Raw genomic sequence first — 23602 nt, forward strand, 5'->3', positions numbered from 1 at the left:
AGCTGAATAAACCGAAATAATTAAGTAAATAAAAGATAAAAAAATACCGCACTTTTGTACGGTACTCACAGAATTAATGACTACTTAATACTTGTGCAGGTTGTAATTTAGCGGCTCGGCTTGCTGGATAAAGGCTCGCAATTAAACTCAAGGCAAGTGCAGCGATTAAAACCATCAAAACATCCAACCAATGTAACTCGCTTGGCAAAAAATCCACAAAATACACATCGCCCGATAATAATTTCTTACCGATAATCCACTCAATACCTTGAATAAAAGTGGTAAGATTTAATGCAAGTATAATGCCTAGCACAATTCCAATTAAGCAACCTTTCATTCCTGCCTGTAAGCCATACCAAATAAAAATACATTTGATGAAAGCGTTATTCGCTCCAAGCGTACGCATAATGGCTATATCGCCTTGCTTATCTTTTACTGCCATAATCAGTGTAGAAACAATATTAAAACACGCCACACCAATCACAAGCACCATTGCGATGTACATCACAGTTCGAATAAGCTGAATATCTCGATACATATAACCAAATTTACTAATCCAATTTTGCATATATAGCATCTGCGGATAATCATTAAGCATTGATAAATCCAGATTTCTCACAGAAAAAGGATCATCTAATTTCAATTCAACACCTGTAATTTGATCTGGTTGATAAGTTAAAAACGTTTGTGCTTGAGCAAGCGGCAATAAGGCATAACTATAATCAAGCTGACCATCTAAGCGTAAAATAGCGGTAACTTGCACTGGCTCACGAGTTGGTTGAGTAAATTGTTCATCGCCGTTTTGCTGAGAAATAAGTAAGGTAATCCAATCCCCTACTTTTACATCAAGTTCTTTAGCGATACCCGATCCCAAGACTAATCCGCCTTCTTTCTCAAATTTGTTCCAACCTTGCTCTTGTACAAAATTACCAATTGAACTTACCTTATCTTCTGCTTGTTTTTCAACACCTTTGACCTGAACAACTTTCAATTTCGAGCCATTTTCTACTAATGCAGTAAAACTCACAAAAGGAGAAATGCCTTTAATTTGTGGATTTTGTTGTAAGCGTTTTTCTAAATTTTGCCAATGATGAATTGTGGGATCTTTCGCTTGAGGCGCAGAAAAAATCTCAATATGCGGCACGACTGCCAAAATCCGTTGATTAAGCTCACGCTCAAACCCATTCATCGCACTTAAGCCAACAATTAAAACTGCAACGCCCAGTGCAATACCAATTGCAGAAAATTTTGCAATTAACGCAACCAAAGGATTTTTTTGCTTGCCACGTTGATAACGCCAGCTAATAAAAAACGGCGTATTCATCATGCACCTTCCTTCAAAAGACCATCTTGCATAACCAAACGGCGTGATAATTTTTCCGCAAGCCCCATATCGTGAGTGACTAATAAAAAGGCGATATTTTGTTCTTGATTAAGTTGTTGAATCAGCTCAAAAATGCTTTCAGTGGTCTTGTGATCGAGATTCCCTGTTGGCTCATCCGCCAAAACTAACGATGGATTATTCACTAAAGCACGTGCAATCGCCACACGCTGACGTTCCCCACCAGAAAGTGCAGAAGGACGATGGGTAATTCTATGGCTTAATCCCACCGCACTTAGCATTTTTTCGGCACGATCTTTTGCTTCTGTTTTATTTTGATGACCAATCAACATCGGCATCATCACATTTTCAAGTGCGGTAAAATCCGCCATTAAATGATGGAATTGATACACAAATCCTAAATAACGATTACGCAAAGCAGCTAATTCATTAGCCGATGCTTTTTGCAAAGATTGTCCATTAATAAACACTTCCCCACTACTTGGCTGATCAAGTCCCCCTAAAGTATGCAATAAAGTACTTTTCCCTGAACCTGAGCTTCCTACAATCGCAACCAACTCTGCAGGTTCCATAGAAAAAGAAACACCTTTTAACACTTGCGTTTGATTTTCGCCCTCTTGATAAAATTTATTGATGTTTTCGCATTTTAATAAATAGTTATTCATTTTTTACTCGTTTTAACCGCACTTTAGCGGCAGATAATCCCATCAAAAACTTGCGCGAGTCTATCACACTTTTCCTTGAGCTTAAATTTCAATACACCCAAAGCATTCAAATCCTGTTTCAGAAAAATGTTTTTCAAGATAACCTTTTAAATAGCTTTGGGTTTCTTGACTAATAATAGGATCATATTCTGGGTAACCGTTATACATTACACTTAATACTGAAATACCACGAGTACGACAAGCCTCTAAACTTAATAATGTGTGGTTTATACTGCCTAATTTTCCCGATGTGACTAAAATCAAAGGGTAATTATTTGACTGAATATAATCTAGCGTCGTCGCTTCCTCGCAATAGGGAACCATTAACCCACCAGCGCCCTCCAGCAACACATAATCATATTTTTCTGCCAAAAGTGCGGTGGATCTTTCAATGATTTTTGCATCAATTTTTCTACTTTCTCGCTTTGCAGCTAAATGTGGCGAACAAGGATATTCAAAAACATAAGGGCAGGTTTTGCCTTGTAAATCTTCTTCCGTTAAATCAATCCCTTGAATCTTTCGATGCACAAGCAAATCATCAGCGATATTTTTACAACCTGTTTGAATCATTTTTTGTGTAATCACGGAAAAGCCTTGTTCCATCAACTTTTTAGCATAAATCCCTGTTGCCACTGTTTTACCCACATCAGTATCAATCCCCGATATAAAAATAACTTTGCCCATAAGCTGCCTTATTGTCTGTCCGCCGCAGAATAGCGTGCGATAAAAAATAACGGATGATAAGTCAGGCGCACTTTGCCCGACGGCATACTGAACGCCGACAAGTAATCGTCAATAAATCCATTGAGATTTTTTCTTGTCCAATTTTTTTGGTTCGTGGCTGTTACGCCTGTATATTTAAGGTGTTTGAGTACATCTAACGGCGTATCAAAGTCTAGTATTACCTTAAAATCCTCACACCATAAAAGCTCAAAATCTTTGGCTAACCAAGCCTGCCATTGGGATAAAGTCGGGTAATTTAAGCCTATATTTGTGATTTGGCGGACTTCTTTTAAATTGTCTTCGCCAAAGGTCGCAACCGCCAATAATCCGTTTGCTTTCAAGCCTGTTTTGCAATGGGGGATAAAAGCCTCGGGTTGATGAAACCATTGCACGGCAGATGCGCTTGCGATTAAGTCAAATTGTCGTTGAAAAGGAAAGTTTTCCGCATCACCGCAATAAAAATCAAAGGATTGCGGCAGTTTTTCAGCCAATTGGGTCTGCACATCGCACAAATCATTAAATAACCAATAATCCGCTGAAATCTGTTTTTGCAGCAAGGCACTCAACATTCCTGAACCGCAGCCCAATTCCAATACGTTTTCCAATGGCATATCCGGCAAATAATCTTGCAAATGCGCCATTAAATTAATCGTCATTTTTTGTTGGATTAAGGCGTGCCGGTCATAATCGTTTAATGCTTTTTGGAAAGCCTGCCGAATGCGCGATTTATTTATGGCAGTCAGTGATTCCATAGTGCCGACCAATGGGTGAATCTTGAAAACAGGTAATGTCCGCCGTCAATTTCCCGAACGGTGCAACGCGGTGTCCAATATCGGTGCTGATTGGCAGGCATAAAAATTTTATCGCCCGATCCGACCAAGGCATTTGTCCAGCGGATAAGATCTGTACGTCTATCTTGCCCGATCATCGCAAAAAGTGTGGTAAGTTCTTGATGAATTTCGTCAAACGGACGGGCGGAAAATTGTTGGTAATCTTCAAAAGATGCTTTATCGCCACAGATTCTGCGTTCAAATTTTAAACGGGTATTTTCCGTGAGGTTCTCCAATGTGCCTTTAAAAACGGCATAAGGAATGCCAAAATTGTCATCACAAGGCAAGCCCGTGCCATTCACTGCCGTTGCGGATTTTAATCTTATTCCTTGCAATGCCCTCTCTGCCGCCCAAACGCCCATTGACCATGCCACTACACGAATTTGCTGATAGGCAGAAAAATCAAAATCTAACTTCAAATCTTGATAATCGTAGCAAATTAATAAATCATGATCTGTTGGCAAAATCAAATGAGCCACCGCATCAAGAGGTGTCCCCCAGCCAGCAAAATAAACTATTAAATGCTCACCTTGATGATCATAAAATTTCGTTTTCACATTATTTCCTTATAAGCATGCCACAAACTGTTTTACTTCATCTATTGTCATATCTGCCGTCAAAGATAATCGTATTCTGGATGTACCTTTTGGTACTGTCGGTGGTCTAATTGGCAAGCAATAATAACCTTGCTCTTGCAGAGTTTTCGCCTTAGCAAGGGTTACTTCGTTCTCGCCTAAAATATAAGGAACGATGCAAGTTTGGCTTGGCATTATTTGCGTTCTATGCTCCACTTCTTGGCGTAAAAATGCACTTAACTGCTCAAGATGAGTTCTTTCTTTTGAAAATTGTGGTAATCGTTCAAAAATAAAATGAGTCCAAGCCACATTAAACGGCGGCAATGCGGTTGAAAAAATCAATGGGCGCATTTGATTAATCAAACATTCTTTCAATACTTGGTTGCAGACGGCATACGCCCCCACCGAGGCTAATGCTTTACCGAAAGTGCCGACCAATAAATCAATCTCGGCAATCAGATTATCCCGTTCGGCAATCCCCAATCCGTTTTGCCCATAAACACCGATTGCGTGGGCTTCATCCACATAAAGATAAGTATTGGGAAACTGTTTTTTTAATTGAACAAGATAATTCAAATCAGCTATATCGCCATCCATACTAAAAACAGATTCCGTCACAATAAAAGTGCGGTCAAATTTTCCAGCATTTTTTTCGAGCAGATTCTTTAGATGTTCATAATCATTATGACGATAACGAAAGAATTCACATTGGCTTAAACGAATGCCGTCAATCATACTGGCGTGAACGAATTTATCTGCCAAAATCAAACTTTTCGTCGTCGTCAAAGCAGGCAAAATACCGAGATTGGCGTGATAGCCGCTGTTGAACAATAAGGCACTTTCTCGTTGGAAACGTTGTGCGACAAGCTCTTCCAAATCGGTATAAATAGGAAAGTTGCCCGTTAATAAACGCGATGAAGAACTGGTAAAAGAGGGAAAATTACCGCCGTATTGCTGCAAAAAAGACCGGCGTAAGTTTTCATCTGATGCCAAACCCAAATAATCATTAGACGACATATTTAGCATTTTGCGGTTTTCCCGCGTAATATATCGTCCTTGATGAACTAAGTCTGGAATCGAGCGATATTGATTTTGCGCACTAAGCTTTTCCAGTTGCTGTTTAAAAGCATCCATTTTTCATCCTAATGTTCATATTCCTGTGTTAAAGCCAGAATCATGCCTTTTGTTAATTTCTGAAGTTCATCATCTTTAATCACAAAAGGCGGCATAACATAAATCAATTTTCCGAAAGGTCTAATCCAAACACCTTGTTCCACAAAACGCGGAACTAAAGTTTTCATATTTACCGTACTTTTCATTTCAACCACCCCAATCGCCCCTAATACGCGAATTTCTTTGACATAATCTTTTTCAGCTAAAGGCAAAAGCTGTTGTTTTAAGAAATGCTCAATTCGCTGAATATTTTGCTGCCAAGGGCTTTCTAACAATAAACAAATAGATTCCGCTGCAATTGCACAAGCCAACGGATTTGCCATAAAGGTGGGTCCGTGCATAAAGCATTTAGCCTCACCGCTACAAATAGTTTGCGCAATTTCAGTGGTCGTAATGGTTGCCGATAAAGTTAAATAACCACCCGTTAATGCTTTACCGATACACATAATATCTGGCGAAATCCCAGCATGCTCGGCTGCAAATAATTTCCCTGTACGGCCAAAACCTGTGGCAATTTCATCAAAAATTAGCAATATACCATATTGTTTACAAAGCGCTTGCGCTTTCACTAAATAAGTTGGCGAATAAAAATACATACCGCCCGCACCTTGCACAACAGGTTCTAAAATCAGTGCGGCGATTTCGCTACCTTTTTTCTTAAGTAAATCAGCTAAAGGTTCAATGACACAATCATTCCAAGATTCATTAAATGAAATATTGGGTTGAGGAAGAAAATACTGCACGGGTAAGCTATGATGAAATAAATGATGCATCCCTGTGGTTGGATCACAAACTGACATTGCATTCCAAGTATCGCCGTGATAACCAGAACGAATAGTGGCGAATTTTTGTCGTTGCACTTCTCCTTTAGCGTGCTGATATTGAATAGCCATTTTCATCGCTACTTCCACTGCAACAGAACCACTATCAGCAAAAAAGATCTTATCTAATCCATTGGGCAAAATTTGTACCAATAATTGAGCTAATTCCACCGCAGGGTCATGGGTAAATCCGCCAAACATAATATGGCTCATTTTTGCCAACTGATTCTGTGCAGCCGCATTTAAACGAGGATGATTATAACCATGCAACGCCGCCCACCAAGAGGACATACCATCAATCAAACGACGACCATCTTTTAAAGTTATCATCACGCCATCGGCACGTTCCACCGCATAAAGCGGCATATCAGAAGAAACTGAAGAATAAGGATGCCAAATATGTTGTGTATCAAAAGCTAAAAGTGATTGTTCATCCATCATTTATTTACCATTAAAAACTTATTCGTATCGCAAGGTAGCGGCAGGTTCTACTTTCGCAGCTCGATAAGCAGGATAAAGGGTTGAAAGCAAGGAAAGTAACAGCGAAAATCCAATGACAAAAATCATTTGAACAAAGGATAATTCTGTCGGTAAAAAAACACCTTGAGGATTTACCGCACTTACAATCTCTGTTAAGTTCAAGGTAACTAAAACACCCAAAATAGCACCGAGCAATGTGCCAACAAATCCCACCAGTAATCCTTGATAAATAAACACCGAACGAACTTGGGATTTTGTTAAGCCCTGAGTTTGCAAAATCGCAATTTCCCCTTGTTTATCCACCACCATCAAACTTAAAGAGGTGACAATATTGGAAATCGCCACGATAATAATCAAACTAATCAGCAAACCCATCATATTTTTTTCCATTCTCACTGCTTGGAAAAATTCGCCTTTTTGCACACGCCAATCTGTGATTTTTTGTGTCGGGAAATGTTGTGGGAGTTCTGTAATTTGGAACGGATCATTCAGAAATAAACGATATCCCTGCGCTTGCTGAGGTTGAATACGCATTAAGCGACCAATATCTGTAATATTAGCAAAGGCTTCGTAACCAGATGCTTCGCCATAATCATAATAAATATCGCTAACCGTAAATAAACGCTGCATTGGCACCCGACCGAATGGTGTATATTGGCTATTTTCCGTAATCATCAAACGGATTTTATCCCCAACATTCACGCCCAGTTTTTGTGCCAGTTGATCGCCAATGACCAGTTTAAACTCTCCACTAGGCAAAATTTCATTAAATTTAGCCTGATCAAAAGAATCAACCAAAGGATCATCAGAAAATGATTGAATACCTATAATTTGTCCTGCGCTCACGCCTTTTGTCGTTTGATAAATCACATTTGTTGTATTGATCGGCACGGCTTTTTGGACAAAGTGCGGTAAATTTTCTAGCGTTTTTTCCGTAGAAATAGGCTGATCTTCACTGACAATTGCGTGAGGAATGGAAGATAACACCTGTTGTTTTTGGTAATTCTCTAAACCATTCATCACAGAAAGCACAATGATCAACGCCATAACTCCCAGCACAATCCCCAAACTTGCAAGATTTGTGACTAATCGCCCAAAACGATCCGCACTTTTCGCACGCCAATAACGTAGCGCAATATAAAAGGAAATAGGGAAATTCATTATTTTTGATTTAATTGCAGTACAAATTCTTCAATGTTTTGCATTACTTTGCCAACTAATGTTGTTACCGCACTATCACTCGCCCAAGCAATATGTGGTGTGATAATTAAATTAGGCATTGTTTTTGCGGCTAAAATTAACGGATTATCTTTTTCTGGTGGCTCTTTTACCATTACATCCAAAGCCGCTCCGCCTAAATGCCTCGTTTTTAACGCATCAACTAAAGCAACTTCATCAATCAAAGGCCCACGCCCTGTATTAATCAAAAATGCACCTTTTTTCATTTTAGATAAGGTTTCTGCATTAATTAAATCCTTTGTTGTTTCCGTTAATGGGCAATGCAACGTCACAATATCCGCTTGTTTTAATACTTCATCAAAGGGCGTATAACCTTCACGGCAAACAGTAGCATCCTTATGTTCTGCATAAAGTACTTTTATTCCCACGGCATTCGCCAAACGCCCAACTTCTGTCCCCAAACAACCTTTACCAAATACGCCCAATGTTGAACCACGCACATCTGTAATGGGATAATCAAAATAACAAAATTGTTTACTTTCCGACCATTTTGCTTCCCTTTGATCGCGTAACCAACCAGCTAAACTATGTTTTAAAGCGAAAATTAATCCCATAACATGTTCTGGTACTGTCGTGCTGGAATAACCTGTCACATTACGCACAGCAATGCCCATTTCTTCGGCAGCCACAAGATCAACATTATTTGTACCTGTTGCAGTAATCGCAATTAACTTTAACTTGGGTAATTGTTTTAACGTTTCTCGATCAAAAATGACTTTGCTGGTAATAACAATGTCCGCATCTTTCGATCGTTCAATGGTTTCGGCAGAAGACGTATGATCATATTCAGTCCAAGTATGTTCAAAACTTGGGCGAGGAATTGAAATATGTTTAGGAATAGCCGTGCTATCTAAAAATACGATTTTCATTAATTGCTCCTTTTTATATACAAAGTGCGGTCAAAATTAACCGCACTTTTGATGAAATTTAAATTGAAGTATCCAATTCTGGGAAAGATTTTACTAAATCGTCAATGGCTTTCATTTGAGACACAAAACCTTCAAGAGCAGAAAGTGGTAACGCTGATGGGCCATCACATTTCGCTTGATTTGGATTTGGATGCGCTTCTAAGAATAAACCTGCAATGCCGACAGCTAAACCTGAACGTGCGAGTTCCGTTACTTGCGCACGACGACCACTTGATGCTGCCCCAAATGGATCACGGCATTGAAGTGAATGGGTTACATCAAAAATAACAGGGCTACCCTTAGAGGCTTTTTTCATTACGCTAAAGCCAAGCATATCCACAATTAAATTATCGTAACCAAAATTTGTACCACGATCACAAAGAATAATTTTATCGTTACCACATTCTTCGATTTTTTCCACAATATTACCCATTTGACCAGGGCTTAAAAATTGTGGTTTTTTCACATTAATTACAGCGCCTGTTTTTGCCATCGCTTCAACGAGATCTGTTTGACGCGCCAAAAAGGCGGGAAGTTGAATAATATCTACAACATCAGCAACAGGCTGACATTGATAGATTTCGTGTACATCGGTAATAATTTTTACCCCGAACGTATCTTTTAATTCTTGGAAAATTTTTAAGCCTTCTTCCATTCCTGGGCCACGGTAAGAATGAATAGACGAACGATTCGCTTTGTCAAAAGAAGCTTTAAATACATAAGGCACGCCAAGTTTCTCTGTCACTTTCACATAAGCTTCGCACACTTGCATTGCCATATCACGGCTTTCAAGGACATTCATTCCGCCAAAAAGCACGAAAGGTTTGTCGTTTGCAACATCAATATTACCAATTTTTACAATTTTATTTTGCATAAATTTTCCTTAAATCAATGGAGGGGAAAAGTATCTTTATTAATTTCGCCTTTAAGTTCTAAAAGTTGCGTGCGGATAAATGCCGCCGTTGGATCTTTTGGACAATGTTCCACAAAAAATTCTAAATCTTTCAATGCTGAAGGATAAGCCCCCATCTGAGCTAAAACCAAACCGCGGTCACGGATATGATAAGGATTTTCAGCATCAGTAATCATTAAATTCTTAATATAGTAGTATGCCATATCGTTATGCTCTTCACGAATAAGCGCATTTTTCGCCAGTTGCTCAAAGCGAGAATAAAGTAAAGAAAGATCGGCTCTATCAAGTTCTTCGGGTTGAATTTTCGCCCCAAACCCAAATGCACCTTCATAAAGTTGTTGCAATTTTTCTTGTGAGATATAAGTGCCATCCCAAGGATCAATAAAAGCCACTTCATCTCTGACCTCAGCACGTAGAATTAGCTGTGTTGGGAAATTTACTGGATAAATAGGTAAATCCAATGCCTCAGCTAAATAAAGCACAATTGCCCCAAGAGTCACTGGCATTCCTTGACGATACTCGAGGACATAGGGCAAATATAAATTACGTGCATAGAAATACGCTTCTGGATCGCAACAAAAGCCCCAATCGCCGTAAAATAGTTGTAGCAAATGATGAATCTGCTCTTCTTTCGACCAATCTGGCGAAATTTCTTTACGTGCTTTACGCACAAGCCCACCCATTTTTCCCCGAAGTTGTGCTTCTAAACTGCCATCATCAGAGATAACAAGATAAAAATGCACAAATTTATCGTATAACGCACGTCGATAATATTTCATTACTTCTTCCAAAAACCTAAAGTGACGCGCTCATTGTCGCCATAATCACGCACGGTTTCAACCATTTCCCAATGATTTTCTTGGAAAATTGACCGCACTTTTTCGCCTTGTTGCCATCCGTGTTCAAGCAATAATGCTCCATTAAAATTCAAATAATTCGGTGCTGATTCAATAATATAACGTAAATCAGCATAACCCGCATTATTGGCAACTAATGCAGAAAGAGGTTCAAAACGCACATCGCCTTGACATAAATGTTCATCTTGAGCATCAATATAAGGTGGGTTGCTGACGATAAGATCAAACTGCCCTGTTATATTTTCAAACCAACGGCTCTGCAAAAATTCTACATTTAGCTGATTTCTTTCCGCATTAGATTTGGCTAACGCCACAACATCGGGCATAAGATCCACACCAATGATTTCTAATGAAATTTGTCGTTTTTGACAAATAGAGGAAAGCTCCGAGGCTAATGCTAACGCGATAGCGCCTGTGCCTGTTCCAAGATCAAGAATACGAAAGTGCGGTGGATTTTGTTCCAGTTTTTCCAAAGAAATTTGTAATGCCTTTTCCACCAATACTTCTGTATCTGGTCGTGGAATTAAGGTGCTTTTTGAGACATTTAATGGCAATGACCAAAATTCTTTTTCGCCAAGAATGTAGGCAATAGGTTCTCCGTTTAAACGGCGATCTAAAAGTGCGGTCAATTTTAACCGCACTTTTTCATCAATCTCAGTATCATCAAAAGCAAGGATTTGCGTACGCGGTTTGCCAGTAGCATATTGAAGAAGCACAAGCACATCAATTTTACTATTTTCAGAGGGATTTTTTTGAGCTAAATCCGCCTTCGCTTGTGCCAGCCATTCTTTATAATTCATTAATTTTCGTCTTTTAACACAATCGTGCCAACCACTAAATCAGTTAAAGAACGGCGGTCATCTCGCACCAGTGCAACAATACCGCTAATAATCAATAAGAAACTCGTCCACGCCAATAAAATATCAATAATTTCGCGACCGATGTATTTACCAAATTCAACAGGCTGATTGGTATGATAATTAAATACACGCAAGCCTAACCAGCGTTTTGCCATTGTTTGACCATAAGTTTTCATGAAATATAACTGAAAACCAGCATATACAATCGTTCCGACAACACCGGCAAAATCCCCCAATGCAAAACCGAGACCAACCATCACCCAAAGCACAAGCCCATTAATCATACTCGCAAGCCAGCGTTTAAAACGGCTGGCTTGAGTGGGTTGAGATGGCTGGAAAGCAGAAGAAAACTCCGCATCTTTTTGATTTTCAATAATCATTTTATTTTCCTTTAAAGTTAAAGGGGGCATCTGAGACCAGACTCCCCCTATCATTCATTAATTCTGTTCAGACAATGCCGCCAATTGATCCGCTTGATATTCGGTAATAATCGGCTGAATCAATTCATCAATTTTACCATTCATTACTTCATCTAAACGGTAAATAGTGAGATTAATACGATGATCAGTCACTCGACCTTGCGGATAATTATATGTACGAATTTTATCAGAACGATCGCCCGAACCTAATAAGTTACGACGCATATCTGTTTGTTCTGCAGCTTGGCGTTCTTGCTCTGCCTGAACAATACGTGACGCTAATACTGACATTGCTTTCGCTTTATTTTTGTGCTGTGAACGTTCATCCTGACATTCCACCACAATACCTGTTGGAATGTGTGTAATACGCACTGCTGAATCCGTTGTATTTACGTGCTGACCACCAGCGCCTGATGAGCGATAAGTATCAATACGCAAATCCGCAGGATTAATTTCTGGCATTTCAGATTCCGGCAATTCTGGCATTACCGCAACGGTACAAGCAGAAGTGTGGATACGACCTTGTGATTCTGTTTTTGGTACGCGTTGCACACGATGACCGCCAGACTCAAACTTTAACTGACCATACACACCTTCGCCACTTACTTTTACGATCACCTCTTTATAACCGCCTTGCTCACTTTCGTTAGCACTGAGCATTTCTACACGCCAGCGTTTACTTTCTGCATAACGGCTATACATACGGAATAAATCACCAGAAAAAATACCCGCTTCATCACCGCCAGTTCCCGCACGGATTTCTAAATAGCAGTTATATTCATCATTAGGATCTTTCGGCAATAAAAGAATTTGAAGTTGCTGTTCCACTTCTTCAATTTCCGCTTTGGATTCTTCGAGTTCCATTTGCGCCATTTCTTTCATTTCAGGATCGTCGAGCAATATTTCAGCCTCTTCAATATTTTGATTTAATTGCGTCCAACGATTAAAACATTTCACGACTTCTTCAAGTTGCGAATATTCTTTAGAATACGCACGGAATTTATCCTGATCACTAATTACAGAAACATCGCCTAATAAGGCTTCTAGCTCCTCATAACGTTCTTTTAAACTTTCTAATTTTGCAATAATGGAATCTTTCATCATTTATAAGTCACCGAAAATAAAATCGGCGTATTCTAGCCGATTTTAGGGAAAATTGACAGTGTTAAAAGCGCAGTTAAAAATCTCCGTTTTTTAAATACGCGTCACATCAAATTTACTTAAATCAATACGATCTTCTGTAGCATAAAACATAGCAAGAGCATAGCGTAATGTTTCCGCTCGTTTTGGTAAGCCTTTTTCTACATACGTTTTCACTTGCTCATACACGGCTTGTTTAAAAGGCTGTGTATCGCCCGGATTGCCATTCAAATTATCCGCACTGACAAAATAACGAAAACCAGCCGCAGTCGCCAAAATCCACTCTAATGCTTGCGGTTTCACTTCAACTTTTTCAAAATCACGCTGACGTTCTTCTGAACGTCCATCTGGCTCATACCAATAACCAAAATCTTCTAGTTTACGGCGTTCTTTGCCTGCCACTAACCAATGGGCAATTTCGTGCAATGCACTGCAGTAAAAGCCTCGCGCAAAATAAATCGCGTTATAAGGCACGTCATCATTTGCGGGTAAATAAATGGGTTCTTCACCGCCTTTGACTAAGCGAGTGTTGTATTCATCTTCAAAACATTGATTAAAAATTGCAATAATATCTTCTAATTTATGTTCCATTCTATCGACTCCTAAAAAACTGTGAGATTATATCACCAGAGGCTCATTTGTTCTTGTTTATTTTCTTCGGGTAAATTGACATGTAACCCAATCAAACGAATCGATCGCCCTTTTGCTCGCATAAAAATTTGGGGAAGTAATTGCTGAAAACTCTCCAAAGAAAGGGGCAAACCTGTTTTCTCCAAAGTTGTTACTTGAAAATCTTCAAATTTAAGCTTTACGCCAATTTTACGAAATGCAGATAAGGGTATATTACGGCTAACACGCTCAAGGCGACGAATTAGCTCTTGATAAAGATTATTCAATAAGGCTGAAGCTTGCTCAATTGTGTGAATATTTTCAATCAACGTCTGTTCTACGCCGACTGATTTACATTCACGATGGGCCTGTACTTCACGATCATCAATGCCGTGGCTAAAATCCCAAATACGTTTACCCGCTTTACCAAATTGGTTTAATAAGACAATTTGATCAAAATTTTGAATGTCAGCACAAGTTTCTAATCCCATATCGAGTAATCGTTGTGATGTTACTTTACCTACGCTAGGAATTTTCTTTAAAGGTAAGGTTTTAATAAATTCCTCGACTTCATTCGGCTTAATCACAAATTGCCCATTAGGTTTGTTCATATCCGAAGCAATTTTGGCAAGGAATTTTAAAGGCGCCACACCTGCGGAGGCAGTTAAATTCAACTCATAAAAAATTGCTTGGCGGATTTCTTGTGCGATCCAAGTCGCAGAGCCTGAACATTTTTGGCAGTGCGTGACATCTAAATAAGCTTCATCTAAAGAAAGTGGTTCAATAATATCGGTATAACGCTGGAAGATTTGATGAATTTGTGCCGAAACTTGTTTATACAACGTCATATTCACAGGCACAAGAATGAGATTAGGACACTTTTTTATGGCTTGAGCCGTAGGCATTGCGCTATGCAAACCAAATTTTCTCGCCTCATAATTACAAGTTGTTAATACACCACGCTGACGAGAAGAACCACCTACAGCAACAGGCTTTCCCAGCAAATTAGGATTTTCACGAATCTCAATCGATGCGTAAAAACAATCCATATCAATGTGAATAATTTTTTTATCTTGCAACATAAAAAGTGCGGTTAAATTTTTTCTAATATTAATCAAGCAAACAACTGTTTAAATATACATTAAAATTAATAACCTAGCAATTTAATCTTTTATAAATGCCCTTTAACGCAGCAATTCAATCAATCTCAACTTTCCCTACCTTTCTTTTTTTGTTAGACTAGGGCACGATTTTGGGGCTGATTCTGGATTCGACGGGATTAGCGAAGCCCAAGGTGCACGTCGAGGTGCGGTAGGCCTCGTAAATAAACCGCAAAAAAATAGTCGCAAACGACGAACAATACGCTTTAGCAGCTTAATAACCTGCATTTAGCCTTCGCGCCCTAGCTTCCGCTCGTAAGACGGGGATAACGCGGAGTCAAACCAAAACGAGATCGTGTGGAAGCCACCGTTTGAGGATCGAAGCACTAAATTGAATCAAACTAGCTTAAGTTTAGCGTGTCTGTCCGCATGCTTAAGTGAAATTAAAGACGAGACTAAACGTGTAGTACTGAAGGTAGAGTAATTTCGGACGGGGGTTCAACTCCCCCCAGCTCCACCAAATAACAATCCAAAGCAAACTTATCAAATCCTAAAAGCCCTTGAGAATATTGACTTCAAGGGCTTTTTTATATCCTAAGCGCAAGAGCAATTAGAGAGGAGTATTTATCTTTACTTGCGCAGAATATCGATCCGGCAATCTATCGCCAACAGCAAGAACAAGCGAAACAAAATGAGTTGAATAATACCTATGAGGCGGTGGCGTGGGCGTGGCTTGAGTATCGCAAAACCAAAAAGAACTTTTCAGATAATTATCAAAAAGACGTTATAAGTCTGATCAATCGTTGCTTATTGCCGCACTTTGGCCATTTGCCTATTTCCCAAATTACCGCGTCAATGGCATTAAAGGCATTTAAGCAGTATCAAGACGAAGGGCATTTAGAAAAACTCAAACGGACGATTCAGAAGCATAACGAAATCATCACTTATGCCCTACACTGAGAATTGATCTCTTTTAATCCAACGGCAAATATCGCAAAGGAATTTGACAGCCCAACGGTTGAACATTTTAAAACCCTTAAGCCTGAGGATTTAAGCGAATTTATGTTCACGCTACAAAACGCTCAGATTCACTTACAGACGCGTTATTTGATTTTATGGCAACTGCTCACCATGACAAGACCGAACGAAGCGGCTACGGCGAAATGGGCGGATATTGACGAGAAAAACAGAATATGGACGATTCCGGCAGAGCAAATGAAGCGCGGCATTGAACATAGAATCACGTTATCACGGCAAGCCTTAGCCCTGTTAGGACAAATTAAAAAATTGAGTGGCGGAAAAACTTACCTATTCCCCAGTGTAAAGAACCCGCAATCCCACGTTAATACGCAAACGGCAAATGCCGCGATTAAGCGAATGGGTTATGCCGGTAAATTGGTAGCGCACGGTTTACGCAGTATCGCTAGCACCTATTTAAACGATCAGGGCTTTAATAGTGATTTGATTGAAGTGGCACTATCGCACCTCAATTCAGACCGAGTAAAAACTGCCTATGACAGAGGGGAGAAATTAGAACAGCGATTTAAGCTATTACAGGCATGGGCGGATTTTGTAGAACAATCCTCACAAGGCACTTTGCCGCAATTTCACTTGAAGATTGTGGCTTAGAGACTGATAAAACATGAAGTAAAGTGCGGTCGATTTTGACGGCGTTTTACTGTTTGATAATTTAAAGAATTGGTGCGACTAGGTGCGGCGTAATTAACCGAACCGAAAGATAGTAACCCTTATTGCTATTTGTCGCACTTCTACTAATAAGGGCAACGTTAAGGGACGTTAAAAAATGGCTAAAACCCAACAATATTATAATTCTCGTCCTGAATGTTCTATTATTGATTATGAAGTTATCCCATTACCAGAAGCGGCTCTATTATGGTGTGGTGTAAAATTTGAAGATTTATCAGAAGAAGTTAATTTACTATCAAGAATATCTCAAAGTATTTATTCTCACCCTTATATACCTTGCTTAGAGAAAAAAACAAGAATAATTAACCGTGCAATTAATGAAGGTCGATTAAGAGCAGTTAGAGAGCACGGAGAAGGTGGAGAGGTCGTTATTGATCATCTAGGCAATGTTAAAAAGAATACTAACGGAAGCCCAATTATAGATCACGTTGCTTATGATCGTAGGCACTTTTGGATAGCTGATTTAAAAAATTTTATTTCTGAAAACTATCCAAACGATCGACCTAAAACAATTTTTCACGATGAGGAATTAAAAAATGTAGTAAATTTAGAAGAATATGAACGAATGAGCAAAGAATATCAAAAATTCCTAGCTGAAAATACGAATCTACAAGCAAAAGTGAATGAACTACATACAAAATTATCATCTAAAGAAAGTCAAATTAGAGATCAAGATTTAGCAATGCAATCTTTATCTATTCAACTGCAACAGTCTAAAGCAAGCCAACAAGACGCTGAAGAACGATTAGAAAAAGGTCGTAATGCGTATAGAGAATTGCTAAATAAGCACAATGCGTTATCTGCCAATCCTAACAATAAACTAACCTTAGATAACGCACTTTATTTATTAGGTGAAGTTCTTCTTGCGGTTAAAAATGATAGAAGAAAATGGACGCAAAACGAAATTACCGACAAGATTCTAGAACAACACAAGGTTTAGAGCAACGCACAATTGAAGAGTATTTTGCTAATGCCAACAAGCGAATAAAACCATAATCCACCAACGCCCATTTCAGGGCGTTTTTCATATCTGCTAAAAATCCTTAAAAATCAATCCTATTTTTCGTAACGAAAATATCTTTTTCGTTGCGATGATTCAATATTTTCACTTTTCTACAATCCACTCCGACACAACGAAACCCGAAACGGCTTTAACCATCCCAACCAGTACGGAGTAAACACAATGAATCAATCAGATCGCATTATCCGCCGCCTTGAGACCATGAAAATGTTAGGCGTAAGCAAATCCACCTTTGCCGATTGGCAAAACCCTAAATAGAAGCATTATCGTCCTAACTTTCCAAAGAAAATTCAATTAGAGGTTAATTCAGTCGGTTATCTAGAAAGTGAAATCAACTCTTACATTGCCAAACTGGCAGAAGCAAGAACATAGGAGGGCATTAATGATTATTTCCACCACCAGTAAAAATCGGTCGTTCTTCACGTTGGCGTTATGCCGATGTGATGGCATGGCTTGGTAGTTTCAAACCTGCAGCATAAGGCGGAATTATGGCAATCAATACAACTAGCGTTTATGAACAACAGAAGTTCATTCTACAGTGCTTACATGCACGCCCACATAGTACTAACGAACTACGGGAGCTGGGAATTTACTTCCCACCTGCACGAATTAAGGAACTTAGAGATAAAGGCTTTCATATTGATACTTTTTACCGCAAAGAAAGCGACAGCACTGGCTTACCCCACCGCGTTGGCGTGTATGTACTTCACGAAAATTGAGATATTATAACTAAATCTTTTCTAAATCAACATGTGATTTAAAAAAGATTTAAAAAAATCTTATGAGGAAATCAAAAATGAAAGAATGGTACTCGGCAAAAGAGTTAGAAGGGCTAGATGGATTGCCTGCTCAAGCAACAAATATCACTCGCAAGGCAAAAAATGAAAATTGGAAAATGCGCGAAGCCAAAGGTATAAAAGGCGGTGCGTTTGAATATCATATAAGTTCATTTCCTGATGTAACGAAAAATGCATTGGGCTTTACTAACGACACGGTGCGCGTCGTTAATCTGCATGAACCTTTGGAAAAAAAGACTATCCGAGTAGAAATTTTGGATATTGAAGCCAGTGCAGGAAATGGTACGTTTTTAACCCGTACAGAACAGGGCTTATTGGCGCAAGAGTTCGACTTGGATTTCTTCCGTCGCCAATTTGGGCGCACCGATACTAAAAATTTAAAAATTATTGCGGTGAAAGGCGATAGCATGGCGCCGACATTGGAAAGCGGCGATTTACTTTATGTCGATGTATCAGAAAATTATTTCAGTGCCGATGGGCTTTATGTGTTCACGTTTGATGATCACACATTCATTAAACGCTTGCAAAAACGTGGTCGTGAAATGTGGGCGATTTCTGATAATAAAGAAGAGTATAAAGAGTGGGAGATAAAACAGGATGATCCTGTCTATATTCACGGACGCGTGGTGTTTAGTTTGCCGATGAAGATGAAGAAGTGGTGATAAAATGACGGGATTTCTAGCATTTTTAGTTTTTGTAGCAGCGACTTACGGCTTTTATTATATTTTCCGCCTAAAAGCCGAATGAACTCGATTGGCTTCAGCGCCTCCTGCGGTGATTCTTGGTTGGTTAGCCACGGGGTTGTTTTATGCCTTAGCCACAACAGAGCATTATTTTAGGGGCTGACGTAGATTAGCAAGTGTGCTAGTCTATAAAAATGAATATAACTCATTGTAAATTAAAGAAATTTATACAAAATAAGCTCCTTGAGTTTTTTGTATTAGAAATTACAGCCTGAGCAGCGGCTGATTTACTCGGTATCCAAGCCAATTCAGCGATTTTTTTTACAGAAAAATTCGTGAAGTCATTAGCTATCATTTAGCCCTTGAAGCCGATGAGGTTGTTGATGGTCAAATTGAGCTTGATGAAAGCTATTTTGGCAGTCATCGTAAAGGAAAACGAGGTCGAGGCACAGCAGGAAAAGTTGCTGTATTCGGTTTGTTAAAGCGACAAGGAAAAGTATTTACGGTGGTGGTAGAAAATACCAGAACAGAGACATTAATGCCTGTTATTGTTAGAAAAATCAAGCCTGATAGCAGGGTTTATACCGATACTTATCGAAGCTATGATGCTCTTGATGTTGGCAATTCATTGATACTTAAACCATCTTTTACAAAGTAGCGTCCGCATCCATATGTGTACCGCAATGATTTGGTATTTTAGAGATAAAACTGCTAAATGGTATTATCTCATTTATATCAGTACAACGTATTACTTCAACGACAGGTTCGTCAGGTCAATCTAAATCATTTGGATCTAATGGGTGTGATAAATATATAAACATCATTGATTTCCTTATCTACGTTTTTGGTGTAATAACCATTGTATCACTTCAGGGCTGTTAAATACCGCATCCCATGTATTATGCGCATTATCATTTGCAATACCATTGTCACCCACTTTTTCTGTAGTAAATTCAGTATATTTGACATTTGGTGCATGAAGCTCTTTCAGGATGTTTACGTTAATTCGTGAGCCTTCAACTGGAGAGATTTTATCTTCTTTGCTGTGGAAGAACCACATAGGGATATCCTTAATGGAAGAAAGATTTTCTTTTGTTGCATTACCATCGACCCATTCATACGTATAAGCTTCACGCCCACTCATTAATAATGCACCAGCAAAAAAGTGCGGTCGAGTTAATAAGAGTTTTACTGCACCTTCAGAACCACGAGATAATCCCACTAAATAAATACGTGTTTTATCAATTTGTGGATATTGCATTAAAGTTTCATCAATTATTTTTAATACAAGATCTCGACGGTTTTCCGTTTGCCAATGGATACCACCTTGATGCCCTTTTGTAATATCATCAAAAGGATCAAAAACACTTTGATATTGCGGTGCTAACACGACACCTTCTTCATATTGTAAGGTTGAAATAGCGCCCTTACTTGAAAGCAAATGTGCTATATTATCCGCCCCTACTTGCCCTGAACCATGAAGAAAAATGGTTAAAGGATAAGTTTTTCCTGTTTCAAAATGTGGTGTAAAAATTCTGTAATTTAGAAAATTAGCTTTATCTTTCAAATAAACACTTTTCACTGCAAATTGATCAAGCCAAGGTGTTTTAACATGCTCCAAAATAGCAGGTTGCATTAGCTGGATTTTATCTAAGGTTTTACCATTAGTCAGTTTCAAATACCCAATTTGATTAATTTGATAAATTAACTTTTCACCATAATATTGAGGGACTTTGTTGATTTGTTTTTTCTCAATCACAATCACATTACCATCTTTATCTCTTCCTTTGAATTGCATAGATTGATTATTTTCAGTCTTAAGGCTATAAAGATCGGCATTCTTGTCTTGATTATCTAATTCAATAATGACAAATTTACCTATTTTAGATTGAGCAGATAATGTTGGTTCATTATTTACATAAGCACGTAAAATAGTACGTGGTATAAATTCTTCTCCATTAAGTGCGGTAGAAATTTGATAAGTTTTTCGAAGATCAGAACCTGAAAGTATATTATCTTCATATTCTAATGCTACAGCATTAACCTTTTGACCTTGTGCGGTGATTTCAGCTAAAAGTGTTACTTGAATTGGTTTTATATTTTTAAAAACCTTATCTTGAGCCAAAACATGAAATGCTGCTAGAAGAGAAAGTAGAATGCATATTTTTTTTAACATCATATTCTCCTTAAAATGAAATCCCCATAATATTTTTATCATGGGGATATTTTCTGGCTTAGAGATTTTTATTCTGAAGTTTGATATAGAATAAAATGCTGGCTAACACGACAACAGGGAAAAGTAGATCAAATACAGAGCCATCGTTGCCAAAAATCAAGTTAGCAAGAATTACTGAAATACCACCAATCCCCCAAGCAATCGTGGTTGGTACAGACCAAACGACCATTTGTTTTTTCACATCATTAATTCCCATCATACGGTTAACCACCCAGAATAAACTATCATTGAAATAACCAAAGAAAAGCGATCCCATGGTAGCAGCTTGAGCGGCCAATAGCATATTGACACCGGGTATTTGCGTAAGGATTGGGGCTGAAATTGAAGCAGCGGTAATCATTGCAACCGTACCTGAACCTTGAATAAAACGCACTAAAGTCGATACGATAAATGGAATTAAAATTGGTGAAATAGGTAAGTTTGCGATCTGTTCTGCTAATTGTTTTCCAGCACCACTATCGCGTAATACCGCACCTAATGCACCACCCGCACCTGTTACTAATAAGATAATACCAGCTGTTTTAACACCTTCTTCAAGATGAAGTGCAGTCGTATTTTTATCGGCTTTTGGTAATAATGTGTAAACAGAAATTAATACGCTTAATGCTAAAGCAATAACAGGGTGACCAAGGAATGAAACGATTTGATAAGGTATACTTGTCAATGCTTCAGGTACATCTTTAACGAATAAATGTACAACTGCTTTAATAAAGATTAATATTATTGGTAATACAATTGGTAGTAAAGAAAGCCCTAAACTAGGAAGTTCTTTTTTCTCACGACTTTCAATATAACTATCATATTTTTGTTTTAATTCTTCTTCCGTGAACACTTCTTGATTAAAGTTAGGGTATTTTTTATCTAACCATTTAGCATACAGAACTATTCCTACAACAGGCAAGACAGCCATACACACTCCAGTGAGTAACATTGCACCAATATCTACACCAAATAACCCAGCTACTCCCAATGGACCTGGTGTTGGTGGAACGGTGTGGTGTGTCACAACCAAGCCACCAGCCAAAGCAACGCCTAGAGTTAATAATGAGCGTTTACCATTTTTTGCGAGAGCTTTTGCTACTGGATAAAGGATAACAAATGCAGAATCTACGAAAATTGGAATACTCACTACGTAACCTGTAATGGCTAATGCCCATTCTTCTTTTTTCTGACCTAGCATTTTGATAAAACTATATGCCATTTTTTCTGCCGCACCAGAAACTTCTAAGACGCTACCCATCATTACACCAAGTCCGATAACAATCCCAATACTACCTAGTGTGCCACCAAATCCTTTTGTGATGGAATTTAAGGTTTCATCAGCTGACATACCACCTACTAAACCCGCAATTGAAGCTGCAATTAGCATTGCGATGAAAGCATGAACTCGCGTTCTTAAGACGAGAAAAACGAGAACAAATACAGCGATTAATAATCCAATAATTGGAATAGGTAAGCCAAACATAGTGCCTCCTACATATCATATTCAATAAACTGTTGGATAACATTTTGGAAATTGCTATCCACTTTGAAACCAAGAGCTAATGCCTGGGTGTTATCAATTCTTGCAGGCCAACTAGCAACGATATTGTTAATGCTTTCATCAAACTCAAATTTAATATGTTCTAAAATTGCTTCACCTTTTACTTGAGTGAGATCAGATAACATTTGTTTTACGGTAACACTAAACCCTGGAAGATTAATAGTATGCCAACTACGCAATGGAAGTGATGGAAGTTGTAAAGCATGAATAAAGTTTGCAACTACTGTATTTGGGCTAGATAACCATAAACGTAATTCTTCCGATACGGGACACACAGCATCCTCCCCATGTAGAGGTTCACGCATAATACTGCTAACAAATGAGGATGCAGCTTTGTTTGGTTTGCCTGGTCGAATACAAATGGTTGGTAAACGAATAACAATACCATCTACAAAACCTTTTCGTGAGTAATCATTAATCAGCAATTCACACATTGCTTTTTGTGTACCATAGGTAGATTGCGGTGTGAATGCTGTACTGTCTAAAATAGTTTCAGGTAGTTCTCCACCAAATATGGCTAAAGAACTAGAGAAAATAAACCGCACTTTAGGATTATTTTTGCGACAAATTTCAAGGATATTTCGTGTTGCTAAGAAATTAATTTCATAACCTAAATCAGGATCTTGTTCTGCATGACTACTTACGATAGCTGCTAAATGAAAAATAGCATCCGTTTCTTCAGTAATTAATTCATCTAATCCTGTTGGATAACGTAAATCCATTTCATAACATCGAACACGAGGATCATTATTTGGCGCAATAGGCTTAACAACATCAATTAAAATTAAATCATCAATATGAACATCATTCTGGGCTAATAGCGTTTTGGCTAAACGTTGTCCTAAGAACCCTTGTCCACCAGTAATTACAACTTTCATTGTATCCTCCTTAGATAATATATGTTTTTAAAACCGCAGTTAAA

Annotated in this window: 22 protein-coding genes, 1 other RNA gene and 4 pseudogenes; 7 read left to right on the top strand and 20 right to left on the bottom strand. The window is 38.5% G+C overall.

Annotated elements, in window-relative coordinates; all coding sequences use genetic code 11:
• Window positions 1-73: 73 nt before the first annotated feature.
• The 16 genes from lolE to dinB form a co-directional block, all read right to left on the bottom strand.
• Complete coding sequence (gene lolE, locus ACPT8Q_RS06940) at window positions 74-1324, bottom strand: lipoprotein-releasing ABC transporter permease subunit LolE (RefSeq protein WP_050949277.1); 1251 nt, start codon at window positions 1322-1324, stop codon at window positions 74-76.
• On the bottom strand, window positions 1324-2007 hold the full coding sequence (gene lolD, locus ACPT8Q_RS06945; RefSeq protein ID WP_005693575.1) for a lipoprotein-releasing ABC transporter ATP-binding protein LolD: 684 nt from the start codon (window positions 2005-2007) through the stop codon (window positions 1324-1326). Before lolD ends, lolE begins: the two co-directional genes overlap by 1 nt.
• A gap of 81 nt (window positions 2008-2088) precedes the next feature.
• Complete coding sequence (gene bioD / locus ACPT8Q_RS06950; protein ID WP_061671197.1) at window positions 2089-2730, bottom strand: dethiobiotin synthase; 642 nt, start codon at window positions 2728-2730, stop codon at window positions 2089-2091.
• An 8-nt stretch (window positions 2731-2738) separates the two neighbouring features.
• On the bottom strand, window positions 2739-3521 hold the full coding sequence (gene bioC, locus ACPT8Q_RS06955; RefSeq protein WP_050949256.1) for a malonyl-ACP O-methyltransferase BioC: 783 nt from the start codon (window positions 3519-3521) through the stop codon (window positions 2739-2741).
• Window positions 3509-4156, bottom strand: a complete 648-nt coding sequence (locus ACPT8Q_RS06960; RefSeq protein WP_050949257.1) for a pimeloyl-ACP methyl esterase BioG family protein — start codon at window positions 4154-4156, stop codon at window positions 3509-3511. Before ACPT8Q_RS06960 ends, bioC begins: the two co-directional genes overlap by 13 nt.
• A gap of 9 nt (window positions 4157-4165) precedes the next feature.
• Window positions 4166-5308, bottom strand: coding sequence for an 8-amino-7-oxononanoate synthase (gene bioF, locus ACPT8Q_RS06965; protein WP_050949258.1), 1143 nt, complete (start codon window positions 5306-5308; stop codon window positions 4166-4168).
• 8 nt (window positions 5309-5316) lie between these two features.
• Window positions 5317-6606 carry an adenosylmethionine--8-amino-7-oxononanoate transaminase gene (bioA, locus tag ACPT8Q_RS06970; RefSeq protein WP_050949278.1) on the bottom strand — a complete coding sequence of 430 codons (1290 nt, stop codon included), beginning with the start codon at window positions 6604-6606 and terminating at the stop codon, window positions 5317-5319.
• 21 nt (window positions 6607-6627) lie between these two features.
• Window positions 6628-7809 (bottom strand): lipoprotein-releasing ABC transporter permease subunit, encoded by a 1182-nt coding sequence (locus tag ACPT8Q_RS06975; RefSeq protein ID WP_050949259.1) that lies wholly within the window; start codon window positions 7807-7809, stop codon window positions 6628-6630.
• Entirely contained in the window at window positions 7809-8756 is a 948-nt protein-coding gene (locus ACPT8Q_RS06980; protein WP_050949260.1) for a 2-hydroxyacid dehydrogenase, read from the bottom strand. The genes ACPT8Q_RS06975 and ACPT8Q_RS06980 overlap by 1 nt, the downstream gene beginning before the upstream one ends.
• Before the next feature lie 58 nt (window positions 8757-8814).
• Window positions 8815-9669, bottom strand: a complete 855-nt coding sequence (kdsA, locus tag ACPT8Q_RS06985) for a 3-deoxy-8-phosphooctulonate synthase (protein ID WP_005654784.1) — start codon at window positions 9667-9669, stop codon at window positions 8815-8817.
• Between the two features lie 14 nt (window positions 9670-9683).
• On the bottom strand, window positions 9684-10487 hold the full coding sequence (locus tag ACPT8Q_RS06990) for a SirB1 family protein (RefSeq protein WP_050949261.1): 804 nt from the start codon (window positions 10485-10487) through the stop codon (window positions 9684-9686).
• Window positions 10487-11365 (bottom strand): peptide chain release factor N(5)-glutamine methyltransferase, encoded by an 879-nt coding sequence (gene prmC, locus ACPT8Q_RS06995; RefSeq protein ID WP_050949262.1) that lies wholly within the window; start codon window positions 11363-11365, stop codon window positions 10487-10489. The genes ACPT8Q_RS06990 and prmC overlap by 1 nt, the downstream gene beginning before the upstream one ends.
• A complete protein-coding gene (locus ACPT8Q_RS07000; protein ID WP_050949263.1) occupies window positions 11365-11805 on the bottom strand; it encodes an RDD family protein in 441 nt (146 codons plus the stop codon). The genes prmC and ACPT8Q_RS07000 overlap by 1 nt, the downstream gene beginning before the upstream one ends.
• Window positions 11806-11862: 57 nt before the next feature.
• The gene (prfA, locus tag ACPT8Q_RS07005; RefSeq protein ID WP_050949279.1) at window positions 11863-12945 is read right to left on the bottom strand and encodes a peptide chain release factor 1; all 1083 of its coding nucleotides are present in this window, start codon (window positions 12943-12945) and stop codon (window positions 11863-11865) included.
• A 93-nt stretch (window positions 12946-13038) separates the two neighbouring features.
• Window positions 13039-13575, bottom strand: a complete 537-nt coding sequence (locus ACPT8Q_RS07010) for an elongation factor P hydroxylase (protein WP_050949264.1) — start codon at window positions 13573-13575, stop codon at window positions 13039-13041.
• A gap of 32 nt (window positions 13576-13607) precedes the next feature.
• On the bottom strand, window positions 13608-14675 hold the full coding sequence (gene dinB / locus ACPT8Q_RS07015) for a DNA polymerase IV (protein WP_050949265.1): 1068 nt from the start codon (window positions 14673-14675) through the stop codon (window positions 13608-13610).
• 172 nt (window positions 14676-14847) lie between these two features.
• On the opposite strand from dinB, the gene ssrA reads away from it, so the two are divergent.
• The 7 genes and pseudogenes from ssrA to ACPT8Q_RS07050 form a co-directional block, all read left to right on the top strand.
• Window positions 14848-15213, top strand: a transfer-messenger RNA (tmRNA) gene (gene ssrA / locus ACPT8Q_RS07020).
• Between the two features lie 80 nt (window positions 15214-15293).
• Window positions 15294-16322 (top strand): annotated as a pseudogene (locus ACPT8Q_RS07025) (tyrosine-type recombinase/integrase); the annotation flags it as partial.
• A 175-nt stretch (window positions 16323-16497) separates the two neighbouring features.
• On the top strand, window positions 16498-17340 hold the full coding sequence (locus ACPT8Q_RS07030) for a hypothetical protein (protein ID WP_050949266.1): 843 nt from the start codon (window positions 16498-16500) through the stop codon (window positions 17338-17340).
• Window positions 17341-17583: 243 nt separating this feature from the next.
• A pseudogene (locus ACPT8Q_RS07035) lies at window positions 17584-17793 on the top strand (helix-turn-helix transcriptional regulator).
• A gap of 116 nt (window positions 17794-17909) precedes the next feature.
• Window positions 17910-18140, top strand: coding sequence for a helix-turn-helix domain-containing protein (locus tag ACPT8Q_RS07040; protein ID WP_050949267.1), 231 nt, complete (start codon window positions 17910-17912; stop codon window positions 18138-18140).
• 77 nt (window positions 18141-18217) lie between these two features.
• Window positions 18218-18880 (top strand): helix-turn-helix domain-containing protein, encoded by a 663-nt coding sequence (locus tag ACPT8Q_RS07045; protein ID WP_080358487.1) that lies wholly within the window; start codon window positions 18218-18220, stop codon window positions 18878-18880.
• Between the two features lie 215 nt (window positions 18881-19095).
• A pseudogene (locus tag ACPT8Q_RS07050) lies at window positions 19096-19520 on the top strand (IS1595 family transposase); the annotation flags it as partial.
• On the opposite strand, the pseudogene ACPT8Q_RS07055 reads toward ACPT8Q_RS07050, so the two are convergent.
• The 4 genes and pseudogenes from ACPT8Q_RS07055 to denD all read right to left on the bottom strand — a co-directional run.
• Window positions 19520-19722, bottom strand: a pseudogene (locus ACPT8Q_RS07055) (cyclase family protein); the annotation flags it as partial. The pseudogenes ACPT8Q_RS07050 and ACPT8Q_RS07055 overlap by 1 nt on opposite strands.
• 11 nt (window positions 19723-19733) lie before the next feature.
• The gene (locus ACPT8Q_RS07060; RefSeq protein ID WP_061671196.1) at window positions 19734-21077 is read right to left on the bottom strand and encodes a phospholipase; all 1344 of its coding nucleotides are present in this window, start codon (window positions 21075-21077) and stop codon (window positions 19734-19736) included.
• 58 nt (window positions 21078-21135) lie between these two features.
• Window positions 21136-22602, bottom strand: a complete 1467-nt coding sequence (locus tag ACPT8Q_RS07065) for a GntP family permease (protein WP_050949269.1) — start codon at window positions 22600-22602, stop codon at window positions 21136-21138.
• Between the two features lie 8 nt (window positions 22603-22610).
• Window positions 22611-23558 (bottom strand): D-erythronate dehydrogenase, encoded by a 948-nt coding sequence (gene denD, locus ACPT8Q_RS07070; RefSeq protein ID WP_050847019.1) that lies wholly within the window; start codon window positions 23556-23558, stop codon window positions 22611-22613.
• Between the last annotated feature and the right edge of the window lie 44 nt (window positions 23559-23602).

Origin of the sequence: Haemophilus sp. HN_Hi10 (assembly GCF_049821985.1) — a bacterium.
Taxonomy (GTDB): Bacteria; Pseudomonadota; Gammaproteobacteria; order Enterobacterales; family Pasteurellaceae; genus Haemophilus; species Haemophilus influenzae_D.

Bases quoted from the DNA above. Each gene is read 5' to 3' on its own strand.
- lolE (WP_050949277.1), bottom strand. From the start codon at position 1,324: ATGAATACGCCGTTTTTTATTAGCTGGCGTTATCAACGTGGCAAGCAA.
- lolD (WP_005693575.1), bottom strand. From the start codon at position 2,007: ATGAATAACTATTTATTAAAATGCGAAAACATCAATAAATTTTATCAA.
- bioD (WP_061671197.1), bottom strand. From the start codon at position 2,730: ATGGGCAAAGTTATTTTTATATCGGGGATTGATACTGATGTGGGTAAA.
- bioC (WP_050949256.1), bottom strand. From the start codon at position 3,521: ATGGAATCACTGACTGCCATAAATAAATCGCGCATTCGGCAGGCTTTC.
- bioF (WP_050949258.1), bottom strand. From the start codon at position 5,308: ATGGATGCTTTTAAACAGCAACTGGAAAAGCTTAGTGCGCAAAATCAA.
- bioA (WP_050949278.1), bottom strand. From the start codon at position 6,606: ATGGATGAACAATCACTTTTAGCTTTTGATACACAACATATTTGGCAT.
- ACPT8Q_RS06975 (WP_050949259.1), bottom strand. From the start codon at position 7,809: ATGAATTTCCCTATTTCCTTTTATATTGCGCTACGTTATTGGCGTGCG.
- ACPT8Q_RS06980 (WP_050949260.1), bottom strand. From the start codon at position 8,756: ATGAAAATCGTATTTTTAGATAGCACGGCTATTCCTAAACATATTTCA.
- kdsA (WP_005654784.1), bottom strand. From the start codon at position 9,669: ATGCAAAATAAAATTGTAAAAATTGGTAATATTGATGTTGCAAACGAC.
- ACPT8Q_RS06990 (WP_050949261.1), bottom strand. From the start codon at position 10,487: ATGAAATATTATCGACGTGCGTTATACGATAAATTTGTGCATTTTTAT.
- prmC (WP_050949262.1), bottom strand. From the start codon at position 11,365: ATGAATTATAAAGAATGGCTGGCACAAGCGAAGGCGGATTTAGCTCAA.
- ACPT8Q_RS07000 (WP_050949263.1), bottom strand. From the start codon at position 11,805: ATGATTATTGAAAATCAAAAAGATGCGGAGTTTTCTTCTGCTTTCCAG.
- prfA (WP_050949279.1), bottom strand. From the start codon at position 12,945: ATGAAAGATTCCATTATTGCAAAATTAGAAAGTTTAAAAGAACGTTAT.
- ACPT8Q_RS07010 (WP_050949264.1), bottom strand. From the start codon at position 13,575: ATGGAACATAAATTAGAAGATATTATTGCAATTTTTAATCAATGTTTT.
- dinB (WP_050949265.1), bottom strand. From the start codon at position 14,675: ATGTTGCAAGATAAAAAAATTATTCACATTGATATGGATTGTTTTTAC.
- ACPT8Q_RS07030 (WP_050949266.1), top strand. From the start codon at position 16,498: ATGGCTAAAACCCAACAATATTATAATTCTCGTCCTGAATGTTCTATT.
- ACPT8Q_RS07040 (WP_050949267.1), top strand. From the start codon at position 17,910: ATGGCAATCAATACAACTAGCGTTTATGAACAACAGAAGTTCATTCTA.
- ACPT8Q_RS07045 (WP_080358487.1), top strand. From the start codon at position 18,218: ATGAAAGAATGGTACTCGGCAAAAGAGTTAGAAGGGCTAGATGGATTG.
- ACPT8Q_RS07060 (WP_061671196.1), bottom strand. From the start codon at position 21,077: ATGTTAAAAAAAATATGCATTCTACTTTCTCTTCTAGCAGCATTTCAT.
- ACPT8Q_RS07065 (WP_050949269.1), bottom strand. From the start codon at position 22,602: ATGTTTGGCTTACCTATTCCAATTATTGGATTATTAATCGCTGTATTT.
- denD (WP_050847019.1), bottom strand. From the start codon at position 23,558: ATGAAAGTTGTAATTACTGGTGGACAAGGGTTCTTAGGACAACGTTTA.